This is a genomic window from Mesorhizobium sp. Cs1299R1N1, assembly GCF_037179655.1.
Taxonomy (GTDB): domain Bacteria; phylum Pseudomonadota; class Alphaproteobacteria; order Rhizobiales; family Rhizobiaceae; genus Mesorhizobium; species Mesorhizobium salmacidum.
Map to the genome: position 1 here is coordinate 555,874 of NZ_JAPYKR010000003.1, position 13,211 is coordinate 569,084.

Sequence of the window (13,211 nt, forward strand, 5' to 3'; positions counted from 1 at the left end):
GCGTTGCAGGAAGGGCGCCGCGATCAACACTGCAAATCTCCCCCCAAGAGGGGGAGATGTCCGGCAGGACAGAGGGGGGCGCCGTAGAACTCGACGGGGATAGCCAGGAGGAGAAAACATGGTCTACGCAACATCGGATGGATCGACGCGCCAGCGTCTGCGGGTCGGCATGGTCGGCGGCGGCCGCAATGCCTTCATCGGCGCGGTGCACCGGCTGGCCATGCGCCTCGACGACCAGATCGCGCTGGTTGCCGGCGCGCTGTCGTCCGACCCGGACAACGCCGCCGCCTCGGCCGCCGAGATCGGCATCGCGCCGGAGCGCAGCTATGCCGATTATCGCGCCATGGCCAAGGCAGAGGCCGCGCGGCCGGATGGCATCGAGGCGGTCGTCATCGTCACGCCCAACCATCTGCACGCGCCGATCGCCACCGCCTTCCTCGAGGCCGGCATCGACGTGATCTGCGACAAGCCGCTGTCGACGACGCTCGGTGACGCCGAAGCGCTGGTGGCGCTGGCGCGCGCGAAAAAGCGCCGCTTCGTCGTCACGCTCAACAACACCGGCTACGCCATGGTGCGCCAGGCGCGCGAAATGGTGGTGGCGGGCGAGCTTGGCCGGATCGTGTCGGTGCATGGCGCTTATATCCAGGACTGGCTGACCAAGCCGATCGACGCCGACGGCCAGAAGCAGGCGGAGTGGCGCACCGATCCGGCGAGGGCAGGGCAGTCGGCGGTGCTGGCCGATATCGGCGTGCACGCCTTCAACCTGGCAAGCTTCATTTCCGGCCGCGAGGCCGAGACGGTGTCGGCCGACCTGTTCACCGCGGTGCCCGGACGCCGGCTGGACGACAACGCCCATGTGCTGGTGCGCTGGACCGACGGCGCGCGCGGCACGATCCTGGCCAGCCAGACGTCGCCCGGCCACTACAACGACCTCTCCGTGCGCATCTATGGCGACAAAGCCGGGCTCGAATGGTCAGGCGCGTGGCCGGAGGAACTGCGCTTTTCCGTCCATGGCGAGGAAACCCGCACGCTGGTGCGCGGCGGCCATGGCTCGACGGCTGAATCCCGCCGCGTGTCGCGCATGCCGGCGGCACACCCGGAGGGTTATATCGAGGCCTTCGCCAATTTCTACCGCGACGCCGCCGACATCATCCGCGTCCACCGCTCGGGTGGCGCGGTCGATCCGGCGCGCGCGGCGCAGGTGCCCGACGTGGTCGACGGCGCACGCGGCGTGAAGTTCGTCGCCGCGGCGGTGGAGTCGAACGCGGCCCGCGGGGCGTGGACGGCGGCACGGTTTGCGGGATGACAGCCGATCTCCCCCCTCGTGGGGGAGATGCCCGGCAGGGCAGAGGGGGGCGCGAAGGATCGCAAGCCAGTCGGTATGATCATCTTTTCATAAGCCCGCAGACGGACATGCTGATTGAGGAGAGGCTGGCGGAACAGCGCCCCCCTCTGGCCTGCCGGCCATCTCCCCCACGAGGGGGGAGATCGGCAGCTTTTGCCGCCGGCGATCATGTCACGCCCAGCTGTTTGGCTAGGTCGACCAGCATCGGGCGCTGGCCCTTCAGGATCTTCACCTCGGCTTCGGCCAACGTGAACCAACCGGCTCTGTCGACCTCCGGGAATTCCTTCATCCTTCCGGATCGTGGCGGCCATTCCATGGTGAAGGTGTTGCTCTTGATAGTGGCCACATCGATGTCGGCCTCGACGGACCAGGCCGTGACGATCTTGCCGCCCGGTTGCCGGTAGTCGCCAAGGCGGGCGAAGGGGCCTTCGATCTTTATACCGAGCTCTTCCTCGGCCTCGCGTCGTGCCGCCGCCAGTTCGCCCTCACCCTCGTCGACAAGGCCCTTCGGGATCGACCAGGCGCCATCGTCCTTCTTCGCCCAGAACGGGCCGCCGGGATGGACCAGCAGCACCTGGATGCTATTACCGCCGCGGCGATGGATCAGCAGGCCCGCGCTGCGTTTTGCCATGTTTGCACGTCCGTTTGCGGCACTGGTGCGAAGCCGGTCGATCCTGCGTTGACCATTGCCGACCTTGCACCGGGAAATTGCGACGCTATGTCAGTCGCGTCTGCATTGCACCTCATGCGCGAGTCCGGCAATCTGATAGCATCGTTTTTTTGGGGCGGCGTCGAAAGTCAGGTGAGGCGTCTGAATGCAGCTGGGTCTGATCGGCTACTACAGCGACTTCGTGGTCTATCCCCTGGTGATCGCCATATTGGGCGTGGCCGGGCTGATCGAGGCCGGAGAGGAAAGCGCGCCGGATTGGATCGGCACGGCGCTGATCTGCCTTGGCCTGTGGACGCTGATCGAATACGTCCTGCACCGGTTCGTGCTGCACCACGTCCCCTGGATACGGGACCTGCATGACCGTCACCATGTCGAGGAGCGCAGCCCGGTGGGCACGCCCACCTGGCTCAGCCTCGGCGTGCATGCGCTGGTGGCGTTCCTGCCTGTCTGGATGGTCTCGGATTTCGTGACCGCCAGCGCGGTGAGCTGCGGGTTGATGCTGGGCTACCTCTGGTACATCAGCGTCCACCACATGATCCATCACTGGCATCCGGCCCATGCGAGCTATCTCTATACGCTCAAGCGCCGCCACGCGGTGCACCACCATATCGACGACAACGCCAATTTCGGCGTGACGTCGATATTCTGGGACCGGATTTTCGGCACCGCGCGGCTTTGACGTGGGTCTCTCGACAGGCCACCAACATCATTTGTGGTCCGCCGTGCGGTCGAGCGATGAAATCTAGGCCGAGCGATCTGGCCAGAATAGCCAGATGAGCGCGGCGGCCATCAGAATCCAGATTCCGACGATGAATGCGAGACCGACGCGGCTGGTCGGTTTGGATCGGCGAATGGCCTCCGCGCGAAACTCCGCCATCAGATCGGCGGGGATCAACTTCACCGCAAGCAGGATGCCGAGTGGTACGATGATCAGGTCGTCCAAATATCCGAGTACGGGAATGAAATCGGGTATCAGATCGATAGGACTGAGCGCGTAGGCGGCGACCGCGCCGGCGGCAAATTTGGCGTACCAGGGAACGCGAGGATCGCGGGCGGCCAGCCACAAGGCTACCACATCGCGCTTGATGGCCCTCGCCCATTGCTTTGCCTTGTCAAGGACAGTCACACGGCAACTCTCTTTTTGTAGACCCCGCACCGTAGGTCTCTCCGCTCGTTACAGCATGTCGCGGCGAATAGGATTCGCCCGACCTGCTGCAAGCTTCTGATTTTATGCATGTCGTTATCCCGGAACCGAGGACACTTGCGGGCGACATGCATTGCTTCGATCATTGCAAGGATGTCCACGATCCGCAAACTGATCCGCCACCCAATTTCGGGTAGTGTCTCAGTTTGAAATCTGGAGCCGCAAAAGCCGTTGTCGCGGGCCGTCCCGAACTCCTATATGCTTAGCGGAAAGCATGGAGGCGCGGTTGCCATACGTCAAAGTGGAAATTGCCAAGGGCATCGCATCGGTCAAGCAGAAGCGCGCCGTCATACGCGGCATGACCGACGTGCTTGTCAAGGAGCTTGGGCGCGACCCGGAATACGTCTTTGTCGTCATTGACGAGGTGGACACAGATAACTGGGGCCGCAAAGGCGAGTCCCTTACCGAGCTTTGGAGGCAGCGCGATGCCGACCGGACCTAAAGGACAGAAGCGCCGCGCCGATGTGATCGGCAATGCTGTCCGCGTCATGCGCATTGCCACAGGCGAGGAAACCGACGAACCGAAAGCAAAAAGCTATAAGAAGGGTAAGGAAGACGGGAGAGCCTCCCTCTAAGGCTCCCGCTAAACCGGCAACGAAAGCTGCGAAGCCTTAGCCCTTTTTGAAACAAGGTCATACGGGTTTTGCGCCTTCGATTTGTCAGCGAACCTTCGACTCAAACCGGCGATCATCTCCCCCGCAACATAATAGCGACCACGCTTCTCCCCGACGGGTATAAGCAATCCTTTTGCACACAGGTCTTTTAGATCCCGGCTCGCGACGACCTCCGAAATTTCGTTTTCGGTTCGGTGCCTCAAATTTCTGACCTTATATCCGAAGGCAGCATCCATTAACGCTAATTGCACGCGCTCATTTATCTTTAATTTCTTTGTAATTTGATCGATAGCCTCCCAAACTTGACCAATCTGCGCGTTCCTCTTTTTAAGAGTGATCGCCTGTTGGTAATGCGCGACTAAGCAAAAGCGCACCCAAGGTGTTGCATCGTTGCCTGGGTTCCATTTGCCTTGGGCTGTTTCTGCGAGAATTTTGTAATAGGCATCGGTATTGCGGCCAAGCCATTCCTCAATACTACAAAAAACCGGAGCGACAACGCCTTTGCGCGCCAATATCAATGTTTGCAGGGCGCGGGCCATCCGTCCGTTGCCGTCCTTAAAGGGATGGATCATCGCGAGATTGAGATGAACCATGGCGCCTAGGACCATCGAAGAATCGACGGCAGGCAAACTATTGGCTTGCGCCACAAGCTCGTCGATAAGGCCCGGAACAAGCTCAGCATCTGGTCCTTCATACACTGTGTCCTTTGATGGCTCGTGCACGACGTAGATGGCACCATTACGCCACTGGCCGGGCCATTTTGTCATGTCGTAGTTGAGCATCATGTAGTGAAGGCTTCGGATCAATTGAGCGTTGATTTCGAGGTGCGGGTCGTCATGCAATCGGAGAACGTAAGTCATTGCCGTTCGGTATCCGTTGAGCGCACGGATGGTCTCTTCCTCCAATGTCTCAGGTCGCTCGTCGTCTACAATAGCAACAGCTTCGGCCAGATTGGCGTTTATGCCCTCGATGCTATTGGAGCCTTGGAGGGCGCGTGCAAAGGTGTTCCGTCGCAAAAAACCTGTCCACCGGATCGGGTTCACGCTGACTTGATATTTTAGCTCGCTTCTAAGTCCACGGATCATTTCAAGAACGTCATGATCGGTAGCATCGAGCGTCGGATAGGTGTGGATCATGTCGGTTATCCCGTTTCATACCGTCGTGACGACGATATATAATTAACTTTTCGACGAAGTCAATTTATATATCCCACATGAACAAGCTACCCCTCCAGACCCCGCGTGGCGAGGGGCCGAGGCTCCTCCGCTCACAACTCCTTTTGCGCCAACTCCCTGAATTCGTCGGGCACCGAGCGGGCCGCTTCCAGCGCCACCGTGCCGTAGCCGACCGCCTGCTTGCCGAAGCGCTCGCGGATCTTGTCGATGGCGCGGTCGGCGCCGAAGCGGGCGAGACCCTTTTGGCTGCCCGGGCGGCGCTTCTCGTCGGCGAGGCCAAGCGGCAGGTCGAGCTGCAGTTCGGCGCTTTCCTCCAGATGTGACACCGAGATCGCCAGCAGCGAGATGGTCTTCTCCCGTGGATGATCGGCGAGCACGCCGCGCACCAGGTCGCCGGCGATCTCGGCCAGCATGGCGGTCGCCGAGATCGGCTGCTCCAGCGTGATCGAGCGGGTGACGGCGCTGAGATCGGCGAAGCGCACGCGCACCGTCACCGTGCGGCCGGGGCGGTTCCTGGCGCGCAGCCGGCTGGCGACGCGGTCGGCCAGATGCAGCAGCGTCGGCACGATCACCCGCGCCACGGCCGGCTTTTGCCCAAGCGCCGACTGCGCGCCGGCCGAGTGCGCCCGGCGCTTCGTCTCCAGTCTGCGCGGATCGCGGTTCCAGGACAGGGCCGCAAGCTTTTCGCCGGCGGCGGGGCCGAGCAGCCGGGTCAGTGCGCCGCTGTGCGTCCGGGCCAGCTCGCCGATGGTCTCGACGCCGATCTCGGCCAGCCGCGCCCTGGTTGCCGGCCCGACGCCCCACATCAGCGCGACCGGCAAATCGTGCAGGAAGGCAAGCTCGGTGCCGGGATCGACCACCACCAGCCCGTCGGGCTTTGCGACCTGCGAGGCGATCTTGGCCAAATGCTTGGTGCGCGCCACGCCGATCGAGATCGGCAGGCCGAGTTCGGCGCGCACACGGCGGCGGATCACGGTCGCGATCTCCCGGGGAGAGCCGAACAAATGCGTGCAGCCGGCGACATCGGCGAAGGCCTCGTCGATGGAGATGCGCTCGACCACCGGCGTGAAATCGTCGAGCACCTTGATCGCCGCGTCGCCCAGCCGCTGGTAGTGGCTGAAATTGCCGCCGACGAAGATCAATTGCGGGCAAAGCTCGCGCGCCTTGCGCCCCGGCATGCCGCCGCGCACGCCAAAAGCGCGCGCTTCGTAAGAGGCCGCGAGCACCACGCCGCCACCGACCGCGATCGGCTTGCCGCGCAGCGTCGGGTCGAGCAACTGCTCCACCGAGGCATAGAAGGCGTCGAGATCGGCATGCAGGATGGTGGCCGTCGTTTCCATCCTGTTCCGCTCATCCGCGATTGCTGATAGACCAGAACACATAGAGAACAAATGCAGATCGTTGTCAATGCGGGGCCGTAGGATCCGTCCTTCTTCCATGGGGGAGGAGGAAAGGCCTAAACAATATGTTCCGCCCGCAGTGCCACCTTCATCCGTTCCAGCGCCGGCTCGCCGCCGGCCGCCAGTTCTTCTGCGATGCGGGCGAGTTGACCGTCGGCCTTGCGGTGCCTGCTGCCCCAGGCGCCGAGCGTGGCCAGCACCGGCAAGAGGTCGATGCCGGCTTCGGTCAGCCGGTAGATCGCCTTCAGCCCGTGGCTGGGATCGTCGCTGCGGGTGAGGATGCCTTCATCCTGCAGCGTCTGCAGCCGCTCGGCCAATGTGCGCGAGGAGATGCCTTCATCGGATTGCAGGAACTCGCGAAAATGCCTTTTGCCGGCGAAGACCAGGTCGCGGATGATGAGCAGCGTCCAGCGGTCGCCGAGCAGTTCCAGCGACAGGTTGATCGGGCAAGCGGATCTTTCACGCGTCGACATCTCTATGGTTCCGTTTTTATATCACTTTACTATTGACACCATTTTTCCGAAGGGTCAAATGGTTCCGAAAGTAAATCATTTCCAGCCAATCCGACGAGGACACCCCGATGAAAAAGCTCATTCTTCAGATGCAGATGTCGATCGACGGTTTCGTCGGCGCCGATGCTGACCAGCCGTGGCAGCTCTGGGAGTGGGGCGACGACAATGGCTGGGACGCCGAGCTGAAACAGGATTTCAACGCCGTGTTCGCCGGCATCGACACCATCCTGCTCAGCCGCAAGATGGCCGAGGAGGGTTATCTCACCCATTGGGGCAATGCGGCGAGGAAATATCCGGCCGATCCGTTCTATGCCTTCGCCCGGCGCATCGTCGACGCGCGCAAGGTGGTGCCGAGCGACAGGCTCGAGGCCTCGCGTTGGGAGCGCACGACAGTGGTGAGCGGCGACCTGCCGCGCGAGGTCAACGCGCTGAAGGCGGGCGACGGCGGCGACATGGCCGTCTTCGGCGGCGCCGGCTTTGCGTCCGCGCTGATCGCGGCCGGGCTGGTCGACGAGTTCCAGCTGTTCGTCAATCCAGCCGTGCTGGGCGCCGGCCGTCGCATCTTCGAGCAAGGCGGGTTCCGGAACCTGCGGCTGCTTGGTTCGAAGGCCTACGCCTGCGGCATGGTGGTCAGCCGCTACGCGCCGGCAGGCTGATTGCCGGCGTACAGGCCTGGCGCCGACAAAAAAGCCGTTTGGCCGGAATCCTTTGCCCGCTTCTCTTCGTCTTCAAGGTGCGGTCGTCGCAAGGGCGGCCGCATCAATCTGAATGGAGAGACAGACCATGATCCTGGTGACAGGCGCCACCGGCCTGAACGGCAAGGCAATCGTGCGCGAGTTCGCGCGGCAGAAGCATCAAGCGAGGGCGCTGGTTCGCGATCTGGACCGGGCATCGGCGGCGGGGCTCGGCGGACTTGCCGGCGTCGACCTGATCGAGGGCGATATGCGCCGGGCGGAGACGCTTGGCGCCGCACTTAATGGCATCGATCGCGTGCTGATGATTTCGACCGCGGCCGAGGACATGGTCGAGACGCAGTGCCGTTTCATCGATGCCTGCAAGCAGGCCGGCGTCGCGCATGTGGTGAAGTTTTCCGGTGCCGAATCCAACATCGGCTATGACGCGACGAAGTTCCGCTTCACGCGCATGCATGAGGAAATCGAGCGCTATCTCGAAGCGGCCGGGATGGCGTGGACCCACCTTCGCCCCAGCCAGTTCATGCAGGTCTATTTGCGCGACGCGCCGACCATCGCCACCGAAGGCGCCTTCCATCTGGCGCTTGGCGACACCGAACTGTCGCCCGTCGATGTCGAGGATATCGCCAAGGTCGCCGTCCGGCTGCTGTGCGACGGTGGCCACGAACGCGAGAGCCTCGACATGACCGGACCCGAGGCGCTGACGATGAGCGACATCGCGGCGCGGATATCGCAGGCGATCGGCAAGCCGGTCCGCTACGTCGATGTCAGCCCGCGGGAGCGCCGGCGCAATCTGCTGGCCGCCGGCGTCCCCGCCGACTTCGCCGACGCACTGGACGAGCAACTGGCGGAGCGGCTTCGGCGACCGAAATCGCGTGTGCATCTGGCGACGCATGAGATGTTCGGCGTGCGGCCGACGCCGTTCGTCGAATTCGCCCGGCGTCATGCCGCGATGTTTGGAGGCTGAGCGCGTCCGCAAAAAAGCGCCCACCGTCACGTATCCTTTTTGTCTGCCCGTACGTCTCTGCCTTCCGAAGGTCGCGCTTCCGCGATCCGCAACCCGAGGAGAATATCATGGCGAGCATCGAGAGCGAGGCAAACAGGAACCATTACGCTGTTATGGCGGCCAATGCGGGCAAGCTGACCAGCCCGCAGGCGATCATCGACCACAACGATATCCACTGGACGGCGCTGACCGGCGAGCCGCGCGGCGTCGACTATATCGAGGTCGATGCCGGCGGCGTGCCGGCGATGTGGGTGGTGCCGAAAGGCGCCGACGAGCAGCGGGTGCTGTTTTATGCGCATGGCGGCGGCTTCATCGGCGGCTCGATCTACACCCACCGCAAGCTGGTCGGCCATCTCGCCAAGGCCGTCGGCTGCCGGGCGCTGCTCTACGATTATCCGCTGGCGCATCAGGCCAAGCACCCGGCCCAGCTGGAGGCCGCGATATCGGCCTGGAACTGGCTCGTCGACCAGGGCTTCGACCCCGGGCGGATCGTGATTGCCGGCGACTCCTGCGGCGCGGTGCCGACCTATGGCGTCCTGCAGCGGCTGCGTGCGCAAGGGCGGCCGCTGCCGGTCGCCACGCTGATCATCTCCGGCTGGTTCGACATGGCGCTGACCGCCGCCAGCTATCAGACCAACCGCGAAAAAGACCCGGCGTTCGCCAAGGAAGCCGTCGACTGGCTGGCGGCCAATTTCATCGGCGATGCCGATCGGCGCGATCCCGAGGTCAGCCCGCTCTACGCCGATCTCTCCGGCTTTCCACCGGTCTTCCTGCAGGCCGGCGCCGACGAGACGCTGGTCGACGAAAGCCGCATGTTCGCCGAGCGGGCGAGGCAGGCGGGGGTCGAGACGCGGCTCGACGTGTTCGACGGCATGCTGCACTCCTTCCAGATGATGGCTGGGCGGGCGCCGGAGGCCGACGATGCCATTGCCCGCTTCGCCGCCTGGGTACGGCCGAGACTGGGGCTGCCGGCTGCCGGTGAGAAGACCCGCGAAAAGGCGGCGTGAGCATGCGACGGCTGATCGTGTCGAGTTTCGTCTCGCTGGACGGCGTCATCGAGGGGCCCATGACATGGGCCTCGCCGTTCTTCGTCGGAGAGAATGTGGACCATGCCTTGCAGGCGCTTTCGAACGTCGAGTTCTTCCTGCTTGGCCGCGCCACCTACGAGATGTTCTTCGCGCGCTGGCCTGGGATCAAGGGTCCGTACATGGACCGGATCAACGGCCTGAAGAAGCTGGTCGCCTCGACGACGCTGAAGACGGTGTCGTGGAATGCCGCGCTCATCAACGGCGACGTCGCCGAGGCGCTCGCGGCGCTGAAACGCCAGCCGGGCGGCGACATCCTGAAATATGGCGTGTCGCAGCTCGACCGCACCTTGCTTTCCGCGGGGCTGGTGGACGAGTATCATCTGTCGATCGTGCCGACATGGGTCGGGCACGGCAAGCGCGCCTTCGACGATGTTGGTTCCATCAACCTCGATCTTGTCGGCACGCATCGTTTCGACAATGGCGTGGTGACCCTGATCTATGTGCCGCGATGAACCAGCAGATCCGCAAATCTCTCGACACGGCGCAAGGCATGCGGGCCTGGCCTGAGCCCGACCGCGTGTTCGACCTGCGCTATGCCGCGTTCCTGGAGACGGTTTCGCATCTGCGCGCCAGGCTGCATCGCTATTGCGCGCGCATGACCGGCTCGGCGCTGGATGGCGAGGACATCATGCAGGAGGCGCTGTTCGAGGCCTATCGCAAGATCGAGCTGCTCGACGACGCGCAGGCGCTACGGCCGTGGCTTTTCCGCATCGCGCATAACCGCTGCATCGACTTCATCCGCAATCGCCGCACGCGGCACGCGGCCGAGGCCTTCTATGCCGGCGACGACATCGTGCTGCCGGTCGAGCCGGCCGGTCCGGGGGCCGGCCGCGCCATCGAGCGGCTGGTCGTGCATCTGCCACCGAAGGAGCGCGCCTGCGTGCTGCTCAAGGATGTCTTCGACCATTCGCTGGAGGAGATCGCCGACCTCGTCGGTTCGACATCGGGCGGCGTCAAGTCGGCGCTCAATCGCGGCCGCGCCAAGCTCGCCGCTCTGCCAGCGCAACCGGTCGCGGCGCCGCCACACGATCCTGAACTGGAGCGGCTGCTCGACCGCTATGTCGCGCTCTTCAATGCCAGGGACTGGGACGGCGTGCGGGCGCTGACCAGCGCCGATGCGCGCCTGCAGGTTTCGGACTGCTACAACGGCCTGCTCTCGGCCTCGCCCTACTTCGTGGAATATGAGCGCAACGAGCTGCCCTGGCGCATGCGGCCAGGCGCGTTCGAAGGGGAGATCGTGCTGGTCGTCGACAGGCAATATGGCGAGGTCTGGCGGCCGGCCTATCTGGTGCGGATCCGTGCCGATGGCGGCATGATCAAGAGCATTGCCGACTATTACGCGTGTCCCTGGATCCTGGAGATGGCGGCCGCCGATGGGTGAGGAAGCTCGGCATCGAAGACCTTCGGAAATATCCATGTGAGGTTTGACACCAAAGGCGCAACGTGGCCGGAGCAGGTATAGATGCGGACTGGACGGGGAGCGGCGCGCATGGCCATCAGGAGATTGCCGTATTGGATGGGCGCTGCTTCAGCGGCTTTGTTTCCTCCGGGGTCGGTTTTTCCGTCCAACGCCATACCCCAGCTTTCGGATTTGAAGGCTGGCAAGCCCAGCACGCGGGATGTCGGCAATTACGCTCCGGCGAAATGATCCGCCGAGGCCGGCGGGGACTTCTGTTCGCACTCACTTCGCGTCATGAAAAATGATGCCGACGGTATGGCGCATGCCTGAGCGCAGGCGGCTGACGCCGTGGCGCAGATTGACGCGGTAATTGCCTTTGGTTCCCTGCACCGGCCGGTTGTGGACAGCGAAAGCCACCGCGTCGCCCTGGCGCAAGGGCACCACTTCGACCCGGCTCTGCATGCGCGGCCGCTGTTCGGTCAGCGCGAATTCGCCGCCGGTGAAATCCTCGCCGGGCTCGGAAAGCAGGATCGCCACCTGCAGCGGGAAGGCGAGGTCGCCGTAGAGGTCCTGGTGCAGGCAGTTGAAGTCGCCAGGCACATATTGCAGCAAGAGCGGCGTCGGCCTGACCTGGCCGGCGGCATGGCACTGTTCGAGAAACGCTGCATGCGTGCTGGGGTAGCGCATGGCGATCCCCATGCGCTCGTTCCACCGGTTGGCGACCTCGGCCAGCCTCGGATAGAGCGCGCCGCGCAGGCCGCCGATGAGATCGGGCAAGGGATAGCGGAAATAACGGTATTCGCCCTTGCCGAAGCCATGCCTGGCCATGTGGATGTGGCTGCGGAAATGCTGCTCCTGGGGTAGAGGCCGGCGAGCTGCCGGCACTCTTGCGGTGACAGCAGCTTTTCCATCACCGCGCAGCCGAAGCCGTCGAGCTCGGCGGTAAGCGCCGGCCAGTCGTAGGCGGCGATGCGTGTCTCGGCGGCTTCGACCAGCGACGGTGCAACCCTGGCGTCGGCGTTCATATCGCGGCCTCCCTTTCCAACAAGGCGCGCTTGCGTTCGATCCCCCAGCGGTAGCCGGACAGCGAGCCGTCGGCGCGCAGCACGCGGTGGCAAGGAATGCCGAGCGCGATGGCGTTGGCGGCACAGGCCGTCGCCACGGCGCGAGCGCCGTCCGGCATGCCGAGGCGCCGGGCAAGGGCGGTGTAGGTGGTGGTGGCGCCGCACGGGATCGTGCGCAGCACCGCCCACACACGTTGCTGGAAGGGCGTGCCGTGACGCATGTCGAGCGGCAGGTCGAGACCGGCGCCGGGCGTTTCGATGAAGCGCGCTGTCGCCGCGACATCGTCGCGCAAGCCGGCCTTGTCTTCGAGCAGCACCCTGCCGGGGAAGCGGTCCGTGAGGTCCTGTTCCAGTGTAATGGTGTCGAAACCGATCAGGATGGCGCAGACGCCGACGGGGCTGCGCGCCACGAGGATGTTTCCAAGCGCGGACTGGCCGATCGCATAGGTGATGGTGTCGAGGGCGGCGCTGGCGGCTGTCGCCGGCATATGGGTTTGCATGTGGTTCATTGCCTTCACTCCTTGTTGTGCCTGAACCCTAGCCACGGGCCGGATGTTCCTCACTCCGGTGCTTGCTTTCAAATTGAAGTCTCAGCTCACGAGCGCTCACCACGACCGCCGAGTTCTGTGGCGCCCCCCTCTGTCCTGCCGGACATCTCCCCCACGAGGGGGGAGATTGGCTGTCATCGCGGCTTTCGCCAATCTTCCAACGTCGCAAGAAAAGAGCCGACGCCACAACTGCCAATCTCCCCCCAAGTGGGGGAGATGTCCGGCAGGACAGAGGGGGGCGCCGTAGAGCGCTAAGCGTATCTAAGCGACACGCGTGACGGACACTTCGCCGAGCACGAACACTTCGCCGGTCACCAACCGCAGCTCGAACTCACCGCTCGCCGTGCGGCCCCATTCGGCCTGGCCGGCATCGACGAGCTCTCCCATGGCGGCCATCACCAGCGTCTTCGCGTCCTCTCGGCTGACGGCAGCGCCGTTGGCGACCTGGCTGTTCGCACCGGCGGTGGAAGACCTGGCCATCGCGCGCATTGCCG

The 13,211-nt window shown here is 63.9% G+C and carries 16 protein-coding genes and 1 pseudogene; 9 read left to right on the forward strand and 8 right to left on the reverse strand.

From position 1 onward, the window contains the following. Positions 1 to 118 precede the first annotated feature (118 nt). A complete protein-coding gene (locus O7A70_RS09630) occupies positions 119 to 1,306 on the forward strand; it encodes a Gfo/Idh/MocA family protein (protein WP_337140168.1) in 1,188 nt (395 codons plus the stop codon). Between the two features lie 205 nt (positions 1,307 to 1,511). Here O7A70_RS09630 and O7A70_RS09635 read toward each other — a convergent pair whose 3' ends face one another. Next, positions 1,512 to 1,976, reverse strand: coding sequence for an NUDIX domain-containing protein (locus O7A70_RS09635; RefSeq protein WP_337140169.1), 465 nt, complete (start codon positions 1,974 to 1,976; stop codon positions 1,512 to 1,514). Positions 1,977 to 2,160: 184 nt separating this feature from the next. Between O7A70_RS09635 and O7A70_RS09640 the strand changes: the two genes are divergently transcribed. Continuing rightward, complete coding sequence (locus tag O7A70_RS09640; protein WP_337140170.1) at positions 2,161 to 2,694, forward strand: sterol desaturase family protein; 534 nt, start codon at positions 2,161 to 2,163, stop codon at positions 2,692 to 2,694. 63 nt (positions 2,695 to 2,757) lie between these two features. On the opposite strand, the gene O7A70_RS09645 is transcribed toward O7A70_RS09640, so the two are convergent. Further along, complete coding sequence (locus tag O7A70_RS09645) at positions 2,758 to 3,141, reverse strand: YkvA family protein (RefSeq protein WP_337140171.1); 384 nt, start codon at positions 3,139 to 3,141, stop codon at positions 2,758 to 2,760. Between the two features lie 292 nt (positions 3,142 to 3,433). Here O7A70_RS09645 and O7A70_RS09650 point away from each other — a divergent pair, with 292 nt between their 5' ends. Both O7A70_RS09650 and O7A70_RS09655 read left to right on the forward strand, forming a co-directional pair. Beyond that, entirely contained in the window at positions 3,434 to 3,661 is a 228-nt protein-coding gene (locus tag O7A70_RS09650) for a tautomerase family protein (RefSeq protein WP_337140172.1), read from the forward strand. Then, complete coding sequence (locus O7A70_RS09655; protein ID WP_337140173.1) at positions 3,645 to 3,794, forward strand: hypothetical protein; 150 nt, start codon at positions 3,645 to 3,647, stop codon at positions 3,792 to 3,794. Before O7A70_RS09650 ends, O7A70_RS09655 begins: the two co-directional genes overlap by 17 nt. Before the next feature lie 8 nt (positions 3,795 to 3,802). On the opposite strand, the gene O7A70_RS09660 is transcribed toward O7A70_RS09655, so the two are convergent. From O7A70_RS09660 to O7A70_RS09670, 3 genes are all read right to left on the reverse strand, one after another. Next, positions 3,803 to 4,969: a Fic family protein gene (locus tag O7A70_RS09660; RefSeq protein ID WP_337140174.1), complete on the reverse strand. Its 1,167-nt coding sequence runs from the start codon at positions 4,967 to 4,969 to the stop codon at positions 3,803 to 3,805. A 131-nt stretch (positions 4,970 to 5,100) separates the two neighbouring features. Further along, positions 5,101 to 6,348, reverse strand: coding sequence for a DNA polymerase IV (gene dinB / locus O7A70_RS09665; protein ID WP_337140175.1), 1,248 nt, complete (start codon positions 6,346 to 6,348; stop codon positions 5,101 to 5,103). A gap of 116 nt (positions 6,349 to 6,464) precedes the next feature. Continuing rightward, positions 6,465 to 6,881 carry a winged helix-turn-helix transcriptional regulator gene (locus tag O7A70_RS09670; RefSeq protein WP_337140176.1) on the reverse strand — a complete coding sequence of 139 codons (417 nt, stop codon included), beginning with the start codon at positions 6,879 to 6,881 and terminating at the stop codon, positions 6,465 to 6,467. A gap of 107 nt (positions 6,882 to 6,988) precedes the next feature. Between O7A70_RS09670 and O7A70_RS09675 the strand changes: the two genes are divergently transcribed. The 5 genes from O7A70_RS09675 (at position 6,989) to O7A70_RS09695 (ending at position 11,087) form a co-directional block, all read left to right on the forward strand. Continuing rightward, on the forward strand, positions 6,989 to 7,576 hold the full coding sequence (locus O7A70_RS09675) for a dihydrofolate reductase family protein (RefSeq protein ID WP_337140177.1): 588 nt from the start codon (positions 6,989 to 6,991) through the stop codon (positions 7,574 to 7,576). 127 nt (positions 7,577 to 7,703) lie between these two features. Beyond that, the gene (locus tag O7A70_RS09680) at positions 7,704 to 8,579 is read left to right on the forward strand and encodes an SDR family oxidoreductase (RefSeq protein ID WP_337140178.1); all 876 of its coding nucleotides are present in this window, start codon (positions 7,704 to 7,706) and stop codon (positions 8,577 to 8,579) included. A 107-nt stretch (positions 8,580 to 8,686) separates the two neighbouring features. After that, complete coding sequence (locus tag O7A70_RS09685) at positions 8,687 to 9,625, forward strand: alpha/beta hydrolase (protein ID WP_337140180.1); 939 nt, start codon at positions 8,687 to 8,689, stop codon at positions 9,623 to 9,625. Between the two features lie 2 nt (positions 9,626 to 9,627). Further along, a complete protein-coding gene (locus O7A70_RS09690) occupies positions 9,628 to 10,158 on the forward strand; it encodes a dihydrofolate reductase family protein (protein WP_337140181.1) in 531 nt (176 codons plus the stop codon). Beyond that, on the forward strand, positions 10,155 to 11,087 hold the full coding sequence (locus tag O7A70_RS09695) for a sigma-70 family RNA polymerase sigma factor (RefSeq protein WP_337140182.1): 933 nt from the start codon (positions 10,155 to 10,157) through the stop codon (positions 11,085 to 11,087). The genes O7A70_RS09690 and O7A70_RS09695 overlap by 4 nt, the downstream gene beginning before the upstream one ends. A gap of 300 nt (positions 11,088 to 11,387) precedes the next feature. On the opposite strand, the pseudogene O7A70_RS09700 reads toward O7A70_RS09695, so the two are convergent. From O7A70_RS09700 to O7A70_RS09710, 3 genes and pseudogenes are all read right to left on the reverse strand, one after another. Beyond that, positions 11,388 to 12,130 (reverse strand): annotated as a pseudogene (locus O7A70_RS09700) (2OG-Fe(II) oxygenase). After that, positions 12,127 to 12,678: a methylated-DNA--[protein]-cysteine S-methyltransferase gene (locus O7A70_RS09705; RefSeq protein WP_337140183.1), complete on the reverse strand. Its 552-nt coding sequence runs from the start codon at positions 12,676 to 12,678 to the stop codon at positions 12,127 to 12,129. Before O7A70_RS09705 ends, O7A70_RS09700 begins: the two are co-directional and overlap by 4 nt. Before the next feature lie 300 nt (positions 12,679 to 12,978). Next, the gene (locus tag O7A70_RS09710; RefSeq protein WP_337140184.1) at positions 12,979 to 13,197 is read right to left on the reverse strand and encodes a hypothetical protein; all 219 of its coding nucleotides are present in this window, start codon (positions 13,195 to 13,197) and stop codon (positions 12,979 to 12,981) included. Positions 13,198 to 13,211: the final 14 nt, after the last annotated feature.